This window comes from Halobacillus litoralis, assembly GCF_020524025.1.
Lineage (GTDB): Bacteria > Bacillota > Bacilli > Bacillales > Halobacillaceae > Halobacillus > Halobacillus litoralis_D.
This window is the reverse complement of record NZ_JAIVKN010000001.1, coordinates 394,011-409,335: the sequence shown is the minus strand read 5'-3', so window position 1 is coordinate 409,335 and position 15,325 is coordinate 394,011. Positions and strand designations below refer to the sequence as shown.

At 41.1% G+C, this 15,325-nt stretch carries 15 protein-coding genes and 1 other RNA gene; 3 read left to right on the top strand and 13 right to left on the bottom strand.

Features of this window, described 5'->3' with window-relative positions; translation table 11 throughout:
- The first annotated feature begins 1 nt into the window (after window position 1).
- A complete protein-coding gene (locus LC036_RS02240; protein WP_226577629.1) occupies window positions 2-5,548 on the top strand; it encodes a lamin tail domain-containing protein in 5,547 nt (1,848 codons plus the stop codon).
- Between the two features lie 126 nt (window positions 5,549-5,674).
- Here LC036_RS02240 and LC036_RS02235 read toward each other — a convergent pair whose 3' ends face one another.
- From LC036_RS02235 to LC036_RS02225, 3 genes are all read right to left on the bottom strand, one after another.
- Window positions 5,675-5,962 (bottom strand): hypothetical protein, encoded by a 288-nt coding sequence (locus LC036_RS02235; RefSeq protein WP_226577626.1) that lies wholly within the window; start codon window positions 5,960-5,962, stop codon window positions 5,675-5,677.
- A gap of 54 nt (window positions 5,963-6,016) precedes the next feature.
- Window positions 6,017-6,598 carry a type 1 glutamine amidotransferase family protein gene (locus LC036_RS02230; RefSeq protein ID WP_226577623.1) on the bottom strand — a complete coding sequence of 194 codons (582 nt, stop codon included), beginning with the start codon at window positions 6,596-6,598 and terminating at the stop codon, window positions 6,017-6,019.
- 332 nt (window positions 6,599-6,930) lie between these two features.
- The gene (locus LC036_RS02225) at window positions 6,931-7,182 is read right to left on the bottom strand and encodes a hypothetical protein (protein ID WP_226577620.1); all 252 of its coding nucleotides are present in this window, start codon (window positions 7,180-7,182) and stop codon (window positions 6,931-6,933) included.
- Between the two features lie 633 nt (window positions 7,183-7,815).
- Between LC036_RS02225 and ssrS the strand changes: the two genes are divergently transcribed.
- A non-coding RNA gene (ssrS, locus tag LC036_RS02220) (6S RNA) lies at window positions 7,816-7,992 on the top strand.
- Between the two features lie 200 nt (window positions 7,993-8,192).
- On the opposite strand, the gene LC036_RS02215 is transcribed toward ssrS, so the two are convergent.
- The 9 genes from LC036_RS02215 to LC036_RS02180 all read right to left on the bottom strand — a co-directional run bounded on the left by LC036_RS02215 (window position 8,193) and on the right by LC036_RS02180 (window position 14,040).
- Window positions 8,193-8,618, bottom strand: coding sequence for an NUDIX hydrolase (locus LC036_RS02215; protein WP_226577616.1), 426 nt, complete (start codon window positions 8,616-8,618; stop codon window positions 8,193-8,195).
- A gap of 122 nt (window positions 8,619-8,740) precedes the next feature.
- Entirely contained in the window at window positions 8,741-9,217 is a 477-nt protein-coding gene (locus LC036_RS02210; RefSeq protein WP_226577613.1) for a GNAT family N-acetyltransferase, read from the bottom strand.
- A gap of 131 nt (window positions 9,218-9,348) precedes the next feature.
- Window positions 9,349-9,807 (bottom strand): GNAT family N-acetyltransferase, encoded by a 459-nt coding sequence (locus LC036_RS02205; RefSeq protein WP_226577610.1) that lies wholly within the window; start codon window positions 9,805-9,807, stop codon window positions 9,349-9,351.
- 152 nt (window positions 9,808-9,959) lie between these two features.
- Window positions 9,960-10,406, bottom strand: a complete 447-nt coding sequence (locus tag LC036_RS02200; RefSeq protein ID WP_226577607.1) for a hypothetical protein — start codon at window positions 10,404-10,406, stop codon at window positions 9,960-9,962.
- 60 nt (window positions 10,407-10,466) lie between these two features.
- The gene (locus LC036_RS18440) at window positions 10,467-10,589 is read right to left on the bottom strand and encodes a hypothetical protein (RefSeq protein WP_264188060.1); all 123 of its coding nucleotides are present in this window, start codon (window positions 10,587-10,589) and stop codon (window positions 10,467-10,469) included.
- Between the two features lie 63 nt (window positions 10,590-10,652).
- The gene (locus tag LC036_RS02195; RefSeq protein WP_226577604.1) at window positions 10,653-11,630 is read right to left on the bottom strand and encodes an HD domain-containing protein; all 978 of its coding nucleotides are present in this window, start codon (window positions 11,628-11,630) and stop codon (window positions 10,653-10,655) included.
- Between the two features lie 86 nt (window positions 11,631-11,716).
- Window positions 11,717-12,172 carry a hypothetical protein gene (locus LC036_RS02190; RefSeq protein WP_226577601.1) on the bottom strand — a complete coding sequence of 152 codons (456 nt, stop codon included), beginning with the start codon at window positions 12,170-12,172 and terminating at the stop codon, window positions 11,717-11,719.
- A gap of 45 nt (window positions 12,173-12,217) precedes the next feature.
- The gene (locus LC036_RS02185; RefSeq protein ID WP_226577598.1) at window positions 12,218-12,493 is read right to left on the bottom strand and encodes a hypothetical protein; all 276 of its coding nucleotides are present in this window, start codon (window positions 12,491-12,493) and stop codon (window positions 12,218-12,220) included.
- 185 nt (window positions 12,494-12,678) lie between these two features.
- Window positions 12,679-14,040 carry a DUF2254 domain-containing protein gene (locus tag LC036_RS02180; RefSeq protein WP_226577595.1) on the bottom strand — a complete coding sequence of 454 codons (1,362 nt, stop codon included), beginning with the start codon at window positions 14,038-14,040 and terminating at the stop codon, window positions 12,679-12,681.
- A 312-nt stretch (window positions 14,041-14,352) separates the two neighbouring features.
- Here LC036_RS02180 and LC036_RS02175 point away from each other — a divergent pair, with 312 nt between their 5' ends.
- The gene (locus LC036_RS02175; RefSeq protein WP_226577593.1) at window positions 14,353-14,541 is read left to right on the top strand and encodes a YjzC family protein; all 189 of its coding nucleotides are present in this window, start codon (window positions 14,353-14,355) and stop codon (window positions 14,539-14,541) included.
- Window positions 14,542-14,642: 101 nt separating this feature from the next.
- Here the strand turns inward: LC036_RS02175 and LC036_RS02170 are convergent, their stop codons facing one another.
- Window positions 14,643-15,293 carry a hypothetical protein gene (locus LC036_RS02170; RefSeq protein ID WP_226577590.1) on the bottom strand — a complete coding sequence of 217 codons (651 nt, stop codon included), beginning with the start codon at window positions 15,291-15,293 and terminating at the stop codon, window positions 14,643-14,645.
- Window positions 15,294-15,325 lie beyond the last annotated feature (32 nt).

Sequence of the window (15,325 nt, the reverse complement as noted above, 5' to 3'; positions counted from 1 at the left end):
AATGAAGAGCAGAAACAAGAGCATGTTCGGAAGTTTTGTGATGACGAGTTTACTTGTAGGCGCAGCTTTATTAGGTGATAATTCCGCCATACAGGCAGATGAGACCCAAAGCCTGCTGGTGACTGAAATAGCTCCCAATATTCAAGGGCCTGAGGATTATGAGTATCTTGAAGTACATAATGCCTCTACAAATAAGGTCAATCTCGCAGATTATTCTTTCCAATATGTCTACACGGATGGAAGTTATGATAATATCAATCTTTCTGTGCCCGACTATACGGTTGAATCAAAGGAAACGGTCGTTTTATGGTTTAACAAAACGGGAGCAGCCACCGAATCCTTCCGTGAACATTTCCCCTCTACAAGAGATGACGTGACGATTTTAGAGTTTAGTGGAGATGGATTCACCGGAATGTCGAACGGTGGGAACCGGGGCATTACAATTACAGATGCCAATCAATCCCTTGTTAGTTCTGCCGATTATTTACAAGAGGAAGTTTCGGAGGATCTCTCCAAACATTTTCAAATCCAGTCTGGAAAAGCAGAAATGAATACATATCAAACCTCCTCCCCTGCTACGCCGGGTGACATTCATGCAGAACAGGTAACCATACCATCTGCGGATAACCCTGAACCCGTCATCACGCATACTCCAGTTACAACCGTAGACGGCAGTCAGAATTTAACCATCCAGACGAAAATAGAAGATGACCAGGACTTAATCACTGCAACATTACACTATCAGACCCATCCGAAATTGAACTGGCAGACTGTTCCGCTTACATCAGAGGACCAAATCAACTTTTCAGCCGAAATTCCTTACGAACAGTTTTTGGGAGAATCACTGAATTATTATATTGAAGTGACAGATGGGTCAAACACCGTTACATCTCCTGAAGACAAAACAGCTCCCTATTCAGCAGCGGTAACTATTGAAAGCTCAATTGATCCTCAATCCGTGCCAAGACTGTTACTAACAGAAGTGACGCCGGATACCGTCAATGTAGACGGCAGTGACGGGTATGAATTTATCGAAGGATACAACAATACTAGCCAGCCCATAAATCTTAAAGACTATCAAATCCTCTACCGTTATCCCAGTTCTTCTCAACTCGAATGGGATTTAACGGAGGATTTGGTCATTGAACCCCAGCAGCCATTTATTATATGGATTAAGAATGGCGCCAATGATGATCTCACCATTGAAGATTTCAACGACAACTTCGGAACGGACCTGACAAAAGAAGAATTGACGACCGTACAGGCTGATGGAATGGCCAACGGCAGCCAGCGCTCCATTATTATTGCCGATGACCTTGGGACTGAACTATCCGTCAGTACGTACAATGCGATTGAAAAGGATACAGCCGAAAATCAGGGCATCACTTACAAGTATCCTGTATCCGGCACATCCATGGTGAAAACAGGAACCGCTCCTCTAGCAACCCCTGGGACCCTGTTGAATGGACAAACACCCGCAGAACCAGTACAGGTTTCCGATGATACCGAAGGCCCATCGATTACCCACGAGCCGTCCGCTTCAGTAAAAAGTGGAAGTGACCTGAAGATTGAGGCTCAGGTGACAGATAATAAACAAATCAACACCGTTTCTCTCTCTTATAAAAATGTAGATGCAGAGGAATGGATGCGTCTTGAAATGAAAGCTGTCCAAGGAAAAGCGGATGTTTATGAAGCTGTCATCCCTTCCAGAGATACAAGAACAGGTAACCTCACTTACAAGATTGAGGCTTCGGATAGTGTCAATGTGGCAGAAACAGAACTCTATTCGGTAGATGTTCAAGCAGCTGACTATGACGCTCAGCAGATGCCGATGCTTTTAATCACAGAAGTCGTTCCTGATTCAGTGAACGTCAATGGACTTGATGGTTATGAGTATATAGAAGTGTACAACAACAGTTCCAAAGATATCGACTTTAAAGATTATAAGCTTCGTTATCGATATCCAATGGAAGGACCCGCTGCAGACCTGCTTTGGAGTCCAGAGCAGGAGAATGTCATCATTCCTTCCGGTCAAAGTGTTGTTTTCTGGATTAAAAACACCGGTAACCAGGATAAAACCGCCGGTGATTTTAACGAGAACTACGGGAAAGATTTAGAAGTTGGGCAGAATCTCTTTACTATTCAATCCAACGGCATGTCAAACTCAGGCAATCGAGGTCTCGTCGTAGCTACAAATACGGGACATGAAATCGTCACGACCGAATACAACGATGAGGCAAATAAAAAAGATCCATCTGCCAATAAGGGTATTGTCTATGCCTTTCCTACCGACGGCTCCAACAAGATGGTTAAGGTGAGCAGCGCTGTAAAAGAAGCAACGCCTGCTGCTGTAGAAACCTACCAGATTCCAGAAACGCTTGTAGAGACGACTGAAGATCAGGAAGAACCCCAGGTAGAGGATCTGACGAACATTAAAGAAGTCAATGAAAAAGATAATCTCCAGCTGCGATTTGACGCCAGCGACAACAAGGAAGTAAAAACCGTCACTCTTTACTACAAGAACAATGCCCAGAAGGAATATACAAGCGTTGACCTTCAAGAGGACTACGATGATGGGTTTTATCATCATACGATTTACTCCCCTGTGATGATCGGCAAAGAAAATATTGACTATTATCTAGAAGTTTCTGACGGTACAAATTCCATCTCGACAGAAAAGAAAAACGTCCAAATTATCGGAAACGAACAGCAGACAGGCCTCCGACTAAATGTAGAGGATGAAAAAGTCTTAACAGGAGAGACGCTCTTAAAAGCCACGTCTTCAAGTGAGAATTATGATCAGATTGACCTGAGCATTGACGGCCGTTCGGTAACGTCTGAAACGTACCGCTCACTTGAACAACCTGCCTATTTCGCTTTTGATGTAAAGAAAACAAATCTGTACTTTAAGAATGGGGTAACGATGGACGAAGAAACCCTTCTTATTTTCGATGATACCATCAACACATATCAGACAATGACGGTCCCTGTTGAACCAGAAAACATTCCGTACGGGGAATCAACAACGATCGCCATCCGGTCCGGAACGAAGGTCTCCCCTTTTGATCAGGAATCTGAGGAAAACCGGGATGACTTTTATGTGAAAAATGTCCGGATGGTATTGAGCGACGGCACGGTCATTTATGATCCGAAATACAATCAACCGGATCAGGAGCTGTCTATTGGAGATGGAGGGGCGTCCATTCCCACCCTTGAATTCAGCTTCGATCTGCCAGATGAACCGTTCATCTCAAAAACATACACGTGGGATACCACTGCTTATGAGGAAGGAAACCACACCATTGAAACATCTGATGGCGAAGACACAAAACAAGCAGAGGTCGTTGTCGATAATTCTGCGCCGGTAGTCACTGCTTCCGTGGATGAAAATACGGAGTACAAAGGAGAATTTACGATAGATGCGGACATGGAAGACCAATTCTCCGGCGTGACAGAGGTAACCGCTCTCCTGGATGGAGAACCGATCGAGCTTCCCTATCAGACATCGTCAGCGAAGCTTACTCCCGGAGAACACAGCTTTGAAGTAACAGCTACAGACCTCGTCGGAAACCAGGCGCAGGAGCAGGTAACTTTTAACGTTGTTGAAGAACACCCGTATCAACCAGAAGTACTATCTCCAAAAGACGGAGCGGAAAATGTAAAAACCAACGCTTCTCTTTCTGTGAAAGTGAGCGATCCAACGTCTGATGACATGCTTGTTGAATACTTTGAAGGGGCTGAATACAAGCCGGGGGATTCGGAAATCCAGGTATTCTCCAATAGTTCAACGACAGAACCTCCTACAGAACTCAGCAGCAATAGCGACAAACCGCTTAAAGAAACGGATATAGAAAAGATTACATCCAACGATCAAGCCTATTTCACAACGAAATCAACAGAAGAGTTCCCTTATCACCGCTTTGAAGTGGAAGTGGGGCAGGAGCTGACGGAATCAGATCGCGTGGAACTGAACTGGGAAGGAAAATCACTTCCAGGAAGAAAAGTTTCCATGTACGTGTGGAACTTCTCTACCAACGAGTGGGACCTGAAGCAGTGGAAAGTAGCAGAAGAACAGGATTTCTCACTCACCACCCAGCTTAAGGACATGAGCTATATCTCTGAAGGAAAAGTACACGTACTCATTCAGGATGAAATTGCAAAAGAAACGCCGTTTGACTACACCCTTGTGTGGATGTCAGATACCCAGTATTATTCAGAAAGTTACCCTTATATTTATAAGGATATGGTCGACTGGGTGGCAGCCAACAAAGAAACATTCAACATCCCTTACGTCTTCCACACCGGAGATTTGGTGGATGAATGGGATGATGATCAGCAGTGGAACTATGCCGATGAGTATATGAATGTGCTTGAAGGTGCCGGACTTCCTTATGGTGTTCTTGCAGGAAATCACGATGTTAATCAGAAGAACAACGATTATACCCAGTACTCGAAATATTTTGGGGCATCCCGGTTTAATAACCAGCCCACCTATGGTGAATCTTATAAAGACAATCGTGGACATTACGATCTCCTCAGTGTAAATGGCAATGACTTTCTAATGCTTTACATGGGCTGGGGCGTCACACAGGAAGACCTGGACTGGATGAACAGCGTTCTAGCTCAATATCCAGATCGAATGGCGTTCCTAAGCTTGCATGAGTATCTTTTGGTTTCAGGAAACCGCAGTCCGCTCGGAGAAGATATCTATAAGCAGGTCGTAGAACCAAATGAAAATGTCGTAGCTGTATTAAGTGGACACTACCACGACAGCGAAACACTCATCGACGAAATCGATGATGACGGGGACGGCACAGCAGACAGGAAAGTCTATCAAATGCTTGCTGACTACCAAGGCGGGCCGGAAGGTGGACAAGGGTATCTGCGTCTGCTCCATGTGAATCCGAACGAAAACAAAATTTATGTAAAAACGTACTCCCCTTATCTGGATGATTACAATTATTACGACGCCGGCAACTATCCAGGAAAAGACGAATTCATCATTGACCTCCCGCTTCAACCGAAAGAGAAGCAGGTGTCAACAGACCATTTTGAAGTCAATGTCTTCACGGATCAGGAAGTCGGAAAAGCAAGAACAGCGAAGTCCGACCATAAGGCCAAGGTCTCTTGGAAACATCTCAATGAAGAAACAGAATACAACTGGTATGTAAAGGTTTCTGATCAATTTGGAGGCGAAACGATCTCACCTGTCTGGTCTTTCACAACAGAGTCCAAGCAGAAGAAAGAAAAAGTAAAAGATGAAAAAGATAAAGAAAACAAACAGGATGAAGGAAAACCTTTGAAGGTAAAAGAGAAAAAAGGGAAGTGGGAAATCAAACTTCCAAACACATTTAAGCACGAAAATGTAAAGAAAGAATCCATCAGTATTAAGAATGATCAAGATGTAAGGATTGAAGGAACAATCCTTGTTAAGAAGGATGGCAGAACGATCGAATTCACACCTGAGAACAGTCAATCTAAAGACGATACGTATGTTCTGTCCGTAAAAGAGTTGGAGGAAGAGCTGGTTTTTGAGCTTGATTATTAACCATAGAAAAAGGCCGTTGCGGATGTTAAGCGCGACGGTCTTTTTTCATTCATACTTATCAACAATAATATTTTTATAGAATAATCCTCTTAGAGACATCAGAACCTAACGTTCTATTCAGTTCCTTTATCCTCCAAAGGACCATCCATATAAAAAGAACCATGTAAAACCTGCAAAGACCACACTAAGTATAGATGTTAAAACAGGCAGAACCTTATCTGTTCCAGCTTCTTTCTTCGTCCCGATAATACCAAAGACAAGCCCTAAAATAATGGTCATTGGTGATAGTTTAATAAAATTCACAATCGCACCCAGACCATCATTGTTTAATACTAGAACAATGAATACGATGAACTGAACAAGAAAAACACCTAATACAATTCCGGCCATTTTTCCAGACCATGTTTTTGGCATGAGATGGAACTCCTTCCTCATTCATAATCTATTGTTCGAAACAATTACTCTCCATTAATTTCTAATAAATCCATGTTTAAACAGGTCATACCATTCCTTAACCTCTTCCCCATCTAAAACACCAAGTTCACTCAATATATCTCTTGAAAATTCTAAAGCCGCGCTTCCATTTGCTGTTATGAGACCACGGTCTCGAACAGACTGCTCAGCTCTATACTTTTCCTCACCTCGGTAATCAGGCGCTCCTTCTTTTAAATACGGCAGTGAATTTCCTGTATGTCTGCGATGATCAAGAAACCCGTAAATTCCTAAAAATGTAGTGGCATCGCAAATTGCAGCTACTGGAATCCCCTTATCAAAACAATACCGCACAAGACCTTCAGCCTGGTGATTCTTTTCTTCTCTCCATCCCGTACCGCCTGGAATGATCACCATGTCAAAAGTTAAATCATAGGAAAACTCCTGCAAGCTGTAATCCGGCCGTACAGTCAATCCACCCATCGATCTCTTCACTTGGTTGTCTATGGCAATAGTTTTTACCTGATAACCCGTTCCAGGTTTGTTTAACTCGGCTGTCACATAAGCAGCTTCCCAATCAGCAAAGCCATCTGTCACAAATACCAGTACGTTTTTCATATGTAATCTCCTTTTTTCTCCATTAGAAAAGTCCATTATTCAGGTCTACTGTTTACATTAGCTGTTGTAGCTAAGTCACAGCATCCAAAACTTGTTCAGTTATAAATCATCAATTATAAGAAAGATTGTCATAGAATTAGAAACATCTCTTATCAATCCATATGGGCTAAGAATGGCTGACGATATGGCAGCTAACGCATAAAAATATGTAAGATCATCCACATCTATCCACCTACCCCTATATGTACGTATGATTTACATGCTTTGTTTCATAAAATAAGCCTCAGATCCTAATAAACTCAGGAAAAGGAGAGCCTGTGAGAAATTAAAAACTACCCCTCCTTTTCTTCCTTATAAAGTAACCCTTTCTTATTGAGTACAGATGCGATCTCTTGTTTGTATGGAATACTTTCTTCTAAGACAAACTTCCATTCCTGTCCTCTTAGGAACTCTTCTCTTTCCCTCAGCTCCCTCAATTCTATGAGGTCTTCCAGAGATCTTTTCACCGGACGTGGGTCATTCTTGGCTAATTGATTACGGTAATGTGTGCTGAAATCATCTTCCGTACACTTATTGACTCTCATAAAATGTTTTCTTAGCTTCTGCATCACTCTGTTTTTTTTAGTTCCATTTTTACTTCTCAGTGCTGCATGATGAATATGTTTTAAATCATGACAGGACCTACATAAAGCCTGAACCTCTTTTAGAATGAGAAGAAACTTCTCCTCGTCATAATCCCAAACCTCATGAGCATGAAGGCTTTCTCCAGCATATGTGTCACATATCTGGCATTTATAACCGTTTACCTCTTGAACATATGTCCGGACAGTTTTCCACAAAGATGGAGGAATTGAATTCCTCACCGTTTTCTCTTGAGCATACGAAGGCTTTCTTATTTCTATCGTTAATTTGAAATCAGACATGATACCCTCCTAATCTTCTGTAACCATTTCACCTATGCGAGCAGTCCACCTCAAACCAGCTTCCTATAATCAAAACGAACATATAAGAATATTTCATAGGACTTTCATAGAGTTCATGTTGTATGGGAGATCCCGATCCATAAGATGATCCATTTTAACGCTCCACACTAAATTAGTAGAATAGCAGGATGTAGAGAGTCTGGAAAAAATTTAATAAAACATCCCCCTTGAAAAAAAGGCGGACTCCTTGTATTGTAGAGGATAGAAATTAACCCCTCTTAAAGAGGGAAGACCGGTGCCCTGCAATGTACGTCATTTCAGTATGTCTCAAACCGATGCTTTAATTTAGGGATCTTTAGATTTCATACCTGCCAACATGCCCGTTTTCCGGGACGTTGAAGGGTATGATGCGAGAACCCACCTGCCGATGCGGGTTTTGAGGCAACAGAAACACGGCAGAGCGGGACACCTACATAATCGATTTATCCAGCCTCTCCATTTTAGTGGAGAGGCTTTTTATATACTTATAATTTACATACACAACACTTCCGGCCGCAATTCTTGCTTTCTATCCTATCAAAAATGCGATTCCACCCTCTTGGAACTTCTTTGAAAATAAGGGTGGTTATCATACCTAGATACCCTTTGCACAGTTTGTAATTTTCAATTCCTTAACTCTGCTTAAAGATAGCATTCAAATAGTCCCCATGCCCCCGAATCAGCTCCACTTCATCAGCTGAGGATATCCAAAGAAAACGGAAGGTGAGCCCTTTTTCCTCCCCGCCTCCAGTCGGACTGTAGGACCAGTCATCTCTTTCCTCTGACACATGCAGTTTGTAGAAAAAACGATGATGCAGCGCTCCATCATCATTCTCCCATAAATCATCAGCTATCCATTGATCAGCGATTACGTTTTCCAACCCCGTCTCTTCCTTAATTTCTCGAACCACGGCATCATAAGGATCTTCCCCTGCCTGTACGGTTCCTTTTGGAATTTGAATTCCCGCTTCCTTAATAGGGTGTCGAAAAACTAATACTTGAGGCTCGCCACTTTGATACCGGACGACATAGCCATAGGCTTTCTTTACAGGTTTCATCAGTACCCTCCATCGTTTACGAAGTCTCCATACTAACAACGGATTCAATAACAGAGACGCCATCCCCTGTAGGAAAGCGCCCCTTTTTACAAAGATTTAAATGTCGGAGTAATAAATAGATTTCAATCATTTCTCGTTTGAAATCTCTGAATGTACTTTCCATCTTCGTACCGTTCTGTATAGTTCCTCCCACTTATCTCCTTTATAACACTACTCCAAAAAGCACGGGCAGGTTTATTCTGTTCTATCTGGATAACCTCCCATTCCCCAGGAAATATCTTAAACAGTCTTTTGGCGATTTCTTTTCCATAGCCTTTCCCCTTATGCTTAGCCATTATAAAGTATTCCTGAATGGTGTTTGGAGTAGAATCAACGGCGCTTCCCACCAGGGCAAACCCAATGAGTTCCTCATCTAACCTAATAAAATAGGCGTGGAAGTGATCGTCAGTCCAGTACTTATCAAGATGAAAAGGTTGGTACGATCCGTCATTACCAAGCTTTATTTCAGGTAGGTATTTACTAAATTCATAGATATAGAACTGCATGAGATTATGTAAGGTCGACAATTCTTCTAATTGGACTTTTTGTAAATGAACCATACTCTCACACCTCCTGCATTCACTTTCCTGCCTTTAGCCATCATTAAAGAAAAAATGCTTAGAATAAAGAACTGAATCCCAGCTTTCCAGCATATTTTCTTCATATAATCAGAACTGTACTGGAAGATGATCTAAATGAATTTTTCCATTACGATATTTGTTTTTTGATACCCTAACTTTTCATACAAAGACCTCGCAACGGTGTTATGGCCGAATACATGCAGTCCTATTTTCTTCATGCCTAAACGTCCCGCTTCCTCTTCCATTCTTCTCATTGCTTTTTCTCCATGACCGCAGCCTTGATGTTCCTTATCAATGTTTATATCATAGATAAACCCTTTCTCATCCGTTTCCCTGGCAAGCCAGATGACTCCAATGTTCTCGCCCTGATCATTCACAATGGTATATAAATAGTGGTTTTTTGTACCCCTTCCCTCAGGCAGGAGATTAGAAAACTCTTCCTTCGACTTCTCGACAGACTCTTCTTCTTTCCAATTCCCTGCCAACACTTTTTCATTGGCGTAATTTGTAATGGATGCTTCATAAAACTTCTCGAATTCATTTCTGTTCATAGGTTGTAACCTGACCATCTGTTTTCCTCCTTAACAATCTCTGTAAATAAGGTTATCAATATATTCAGAAAAATACAGACTGAAATTTCTCAAGGAAAAATGTTACAATGAAATCAGACATACAAAAAGGGCGCACCCCTTTTTAAAAAACGCCCCTACGTTCAACACTCCTACCTCACCTCAATCACAAACGTGTAGGAACTCTCTCCATTTTCCCAACGTGCCATAACTTCAACTATATATTTTCCTTTATCAGATGGCAGGACAACATTATTCCCATCCATTTTCAATTCGTTTCCACGACTCTCTTCCCAAATATAAGCATTTACTTCTGGGCTGCTGTTGTCAGAGAAGGTGAAAGCAGCTGTCTGACCGGGCTTTACAATTTGAATTTCTATATCTTCAGCTATCTGATGAGGCGCCATAGCATCAGCGACGACCGATTTATTAGAAAATAAATCTTCTGTCTCCCACATATAGGTTCCTTTTACTGCTGATATGGACTCTTCTCCCACTTGTACAGTTAACTCTGGAGGCTCTCCATTGGCATAATTGGAGCAGCCTGAGACGAACATGCAAATCAGGAAGAAGGACATTACAAGATACTTCGACTTCATACCGATCGCCTCCTTACAGCATTTGACGTCAGCTGATAAGGGAAAGTTACAAATGCCTCACTATTCAGCAGCAGTTCCAAGAAGCTTGGTAATCTCCCTCTCTATACCACCTAAAAATACGACATAATAAATCCCATGGTTCACTAAATCTTCCAAGTGAACCCACTGATTAAACCTCTCCATGTGCATACCTAACTTCGTTAATCCTTCTTTTTGGTCACTGACGCCCGTGTTGATTCATACAACCTAGCTGGAAAGTATCCGGACATACATTCCCTTCGTCGCTTTTTCACAGGCTTCCCTTCCCATCACCCTCACCTTTTCTGATAGCTCAGAGGATGGCACTAATTGATTGCTTTTGATAATAGAAGGATCAATCAGGCGGAGTTTGTTTTTTCTATGTAAATCGTATTCTTCTACGTTCTCTTCTACTTGAACATCTTGGTGGATGTCCTTTAATAAAAGGAGTAATTCTTCATCTTCTGAGGCCCTCACTTTATCAATTACTTCTTCATCCTCTTTAAGAAAATCATCCGTCGTCAGTACACCTTTTTCCAAAGAACGCTTCAATGTCTCAGCCAGCCGATCGGAACCATAAATATTTAAAGGATCCATAAAAAAGTCAATCACCTCTTTGTAATACACTTCAACAAACCATTCCGCAATTTCTAAATGATGAAGATAGATTCTGCCCTCAAAAACGACTAGATTGTCCAGGAAGAGCCCTGTCTCTTTTAAAGAGATAAACCCATATCTATACATATCACGAAGCGTGTAATCGATCCTGTCTGCACACAGCTCAGGGGCTGGCTGTTCCAGTAATGTCCACTTCGTATCATCAAGTAATAGATGTTCATATTGAAAACCATACTTCCTCAAAATAGTTGGAATAGCGGAGTTTTTAACAACAGAGGGATAGATTTTTTCATGATAGTCCTCTTCTATATTTTCAAAAACATAATCAACCACATGGGAAAAAGCCGTGTGGGAAATATCGTGCAGCAGCCCGGCTATCTGTTCTTCTACTGACCCGCCAAGCCTCTTGATAAGCAGCATAACGCCGACGGAATGTTCAAAACGAGTGACATTCCACTGTTCATGAACCAAATAACCCGCCCCGCCCTGATGTATGCCTTTTAACCGTTGCATGGGTTTACTATGTATGAGTTCTTCAATGACTTGATCTACTTTAAATTCTCCGTATATTTCATCAGATATAACCATAAGTTCCTCCCCCGCACAGTACAGGCATTAGTCTTTCTATAATGTAAGAATATGAAAAGAATGAATGTATCATAAAATGTCACACTCTATAAGTTATTTATTCTAGTAATTTCCCCAATATTATAACCGAGCCCCGCTCCGATTAATGGAAGAGCATCAAGCGGAAATTCCAACTGTACAGAATTATAATCCAGAATAAAAAACATTCCTGTAATAACGACGGCCATAATACTGAAGATTACTCCACCTGCCATTCTCTTTCTCTTCCAACGCTTCTCGCCCTGACGGTCTCTATCAAAAGCCTGAACAAGCCGGCTTGTTTTTGTACCGATTATCCTGCCGGTCTTAAGAGTAAACAGCATTTGTCCAGCTATGAACCATATAAGTACGCAGCATAAACCAAACAAAAATCCAGGTGGACCTCCGGATTCTATATAAAAAGCAAACATAACGATAATCAAAAGCATGATCAGATTATATTGAATCAGAAGCTTCTTCTTTAAGCGCTTGACTTCTTGTATATCCCAATCGGTTTCGCTCATCTCATCCCCCTCTCTTCTTATAAATGAAATTTTTATTTAATCGATTCATACTCCCATGATTCCTGTTAAGAAGTTTATAAAAGCAAACCATCCGAAAGAAGCTAAACTTAATGTAAGCACCATAAGTGATAAGTAAGGATGATACCCTCGATTTTGTTTAAAACGGATTAAAAAAATGATCGACCCCAGAATACTTACAACAAAAATGAGTCCAAAGATTACATTCAATAGATCAGGCATCCTGATTCCAAAACCGCCAAGCACATTGATTAAATAAAACAGGTTAACAAGGACTGATAAGGATAATAAGATTCTCTTCATAAAACCTCCTTGAGCTGTTCATAGACTTATAATCCAATCAGTTCCAATTATTTCAAATAAGGTTCGAAAAATCCACTTTTGATGACAAAAAAAGAAGCTTACCTTTACTAGAGATAAGCCCTGTGATAGTTAAAGATCAATTTTCTTAAAAGCTACGTTCAATTTGGTCCTTATTTTAGCAACTCTTAAAAAGAAGCAGGAACTTCGGAGGCACTCTTTGAACTGACCCGCTGCAGCATATATTCAAGCAGGAAGAGATAGTCCTTCTGATGCCCTGTGTTTTTTGCGAGGTCGGATAACTGCTCTAAAATATACAGGCAGTCATTTTCGTATAAGCTGTAGTTATCAAACCCTAAGATGGTCTGACGGGCAAATTCCCATAAATCTTCGTGTACCTCTTTATCCATCGTTTTACTAAGCAGAGAGATCATTGTGATCAGCTCCGTCATGATTGTCGAGTTCTGTTCTGCATATTCACGAATGGACGCAAATCCCTTATGAAGGTAATAACGAAAATCTTTTTGATTTAAAATCATACGAAGATTCTGTTCCTGGTCGAAAAGGTAGGGAGAAAAATTCGTAGACCGGCCGATACTATTCAACAAATCGGCTATTTGATGAATGGTATTCGTAACCGTAAGAGGGTCATTATGACCTAAAGCCTTGATGCCGACTTCGGCAAGCTTAATCAGTCCATACTCCAGGTCCTGAATTTCAGTTTGTTTAACACCGACTTCAATAGACTTCATGTAGCGGGCAGGGTTAATGGTTTGTCCGTATTCCCAATACGTAAGCAGCGGTGCCCCTTTTACCACAAATTCTCCAATCCTCACATCCAGCCTCAGAAGGGTGTCATCACCAGCCGTCTGTTTAATCAGCCTTGAAAAGTCAGCAACTTGAAGATAACCCGACTGGCTGGCTTTTAACACCTTTCCTTCAGACTCAGGAGGAAGAGATTCTTCTTCTACCTCCTTATCGAGGTGGTACGGATTTAATTCTTTTTCCAGAGAAGCCTGCACCGATTTTGACTTGGCATTCATATTGAAGCTGATATTATGAACCTGCATCCACGTGGTGGTGTGATTAATAAAATAAATAAAGGTCACAGCAGCCGTAATGGCTGTCAGAATGGATAAAACCGGTGTCGCAACAATATACTCTTCCTCTTCATGTGTTACATATAAGAAGTTTAAGAGTACATAAATAAAACTGCCATTAAAAATACCGAGTACATGCTGGGTCGCCCGGTCACTGACAAAGTTGACAAGCATTTTGGAAGAAAACTGCCCGCTGAACGTCGTCAGGGCAACAAGCAGTGAGTTAATTGTAAAAGCACTTAAGGTCAGAACCCCTCCTACAAGTGCACTTAAGAGCACCTGCAGGGTCTGTCCGCTGAAGCCTATGGCAGCAGGCAGGTATAAACTGACATCAACCACATAATCAAGGTAAAAAGTAAAAGCGGATAAAGCTACCGCACCAACGATATACCAAAAAGGCATAAACCAGAGGGTTGACTTCAACTCACTTTTCCGCTGACGTCTCGACATTTTAAAATACTTCTTTATATAGTAAAAGAAACCCATATGCTCACCATTCTTTACTAAAGAGTTTAAATCCTTCTACTTTCTACCCTGGAAAGAAATATAATAACCTGGATTTTTATGTATTTACGAAAAATAGGGAAAAGTGACGAAAAGCCTTCCAGGTTCCTTACCCTGGAAGCTTTCTTTTAGAAATAAACTCATCTGATTCCCTATATTAGGAATCGAATCGGGCCTGGATGTTCTATTTATGTTTTACACTCCACGTAATGGGTATATTTTCCATGTAACCAAAACATAAAAAAGGAGTTTTTAATGATGGCAGAACGTTTTAAAACTGGAGAAAAAGCACCCGAAAATGGAACGTACAAATTTGATGGTCTCGTTAACGAAGGAAATGACAATGAGGTAACAGAAGACGAAAAACATATTGAACTAAGCAGCGGGGACCAATTCCCTCCTATTCGTTCTAATAAAGAAGCTGCTTATTGGAAGAAATCTAACTAAAGGATCCATCCTCCCCCGAGATTCTAAAGTCTTGGGGGACTTTTTTCCCTTTTAACAACCCCTGTTGCAATTCAAAATACTCGTGTATTCCCTCATCTTTCCTATCTCTTTTCCTTTTTATACTGGAAACGAATCGGTGCATCCAGCAGTCTTTTATACTCTTTTCTTACTTTCCGAGGTCCTCTTCCTTGTAAAAAACCTATGGTAAATGCTTCCCATAAAAACACCCATCCACCAAGCTGGATAGCTTGTAAGATAATTTTGAACATGATTTCCCCTTCTATCACCTTAGGTAAATAAAGAGAAAAAAATGTCAACACCAATGAAACTACCACATAGGACACCACTTTTTTTCGTTGCTGATCCATTTCTTTTTTAATAAAATGCAGCCGATAATTAAAATAGTTACGCAGTCCGGCTATAACAGTATCCTCTACATTTACATCCTCTTTTTCATTCTGCATATGAAACCTCAGCGTAATTACATTGCGCAGATCAATATCATAGGAACATTCTTCAAGAAAAGACTTCAGACTCGCATCCAAATCTCGAATGTTGTAGACCGATGAATCCCAGCTATTGAAAATATCATCATACGAATTCAAACCAATCTCAATTATGTACTCGCCAGTTTCGGGATCAATGGTATAAAATTGATCTAAGAAATTCCGCTTCACCCCGTCCTCTCCTTTCATTTCAGATAAGGACTTCGCAATACTATTCTCTTCGTATATGTAAAATTTATAACCCATATCCTCAAGGTTTTTCACAAAATACCTCTCCC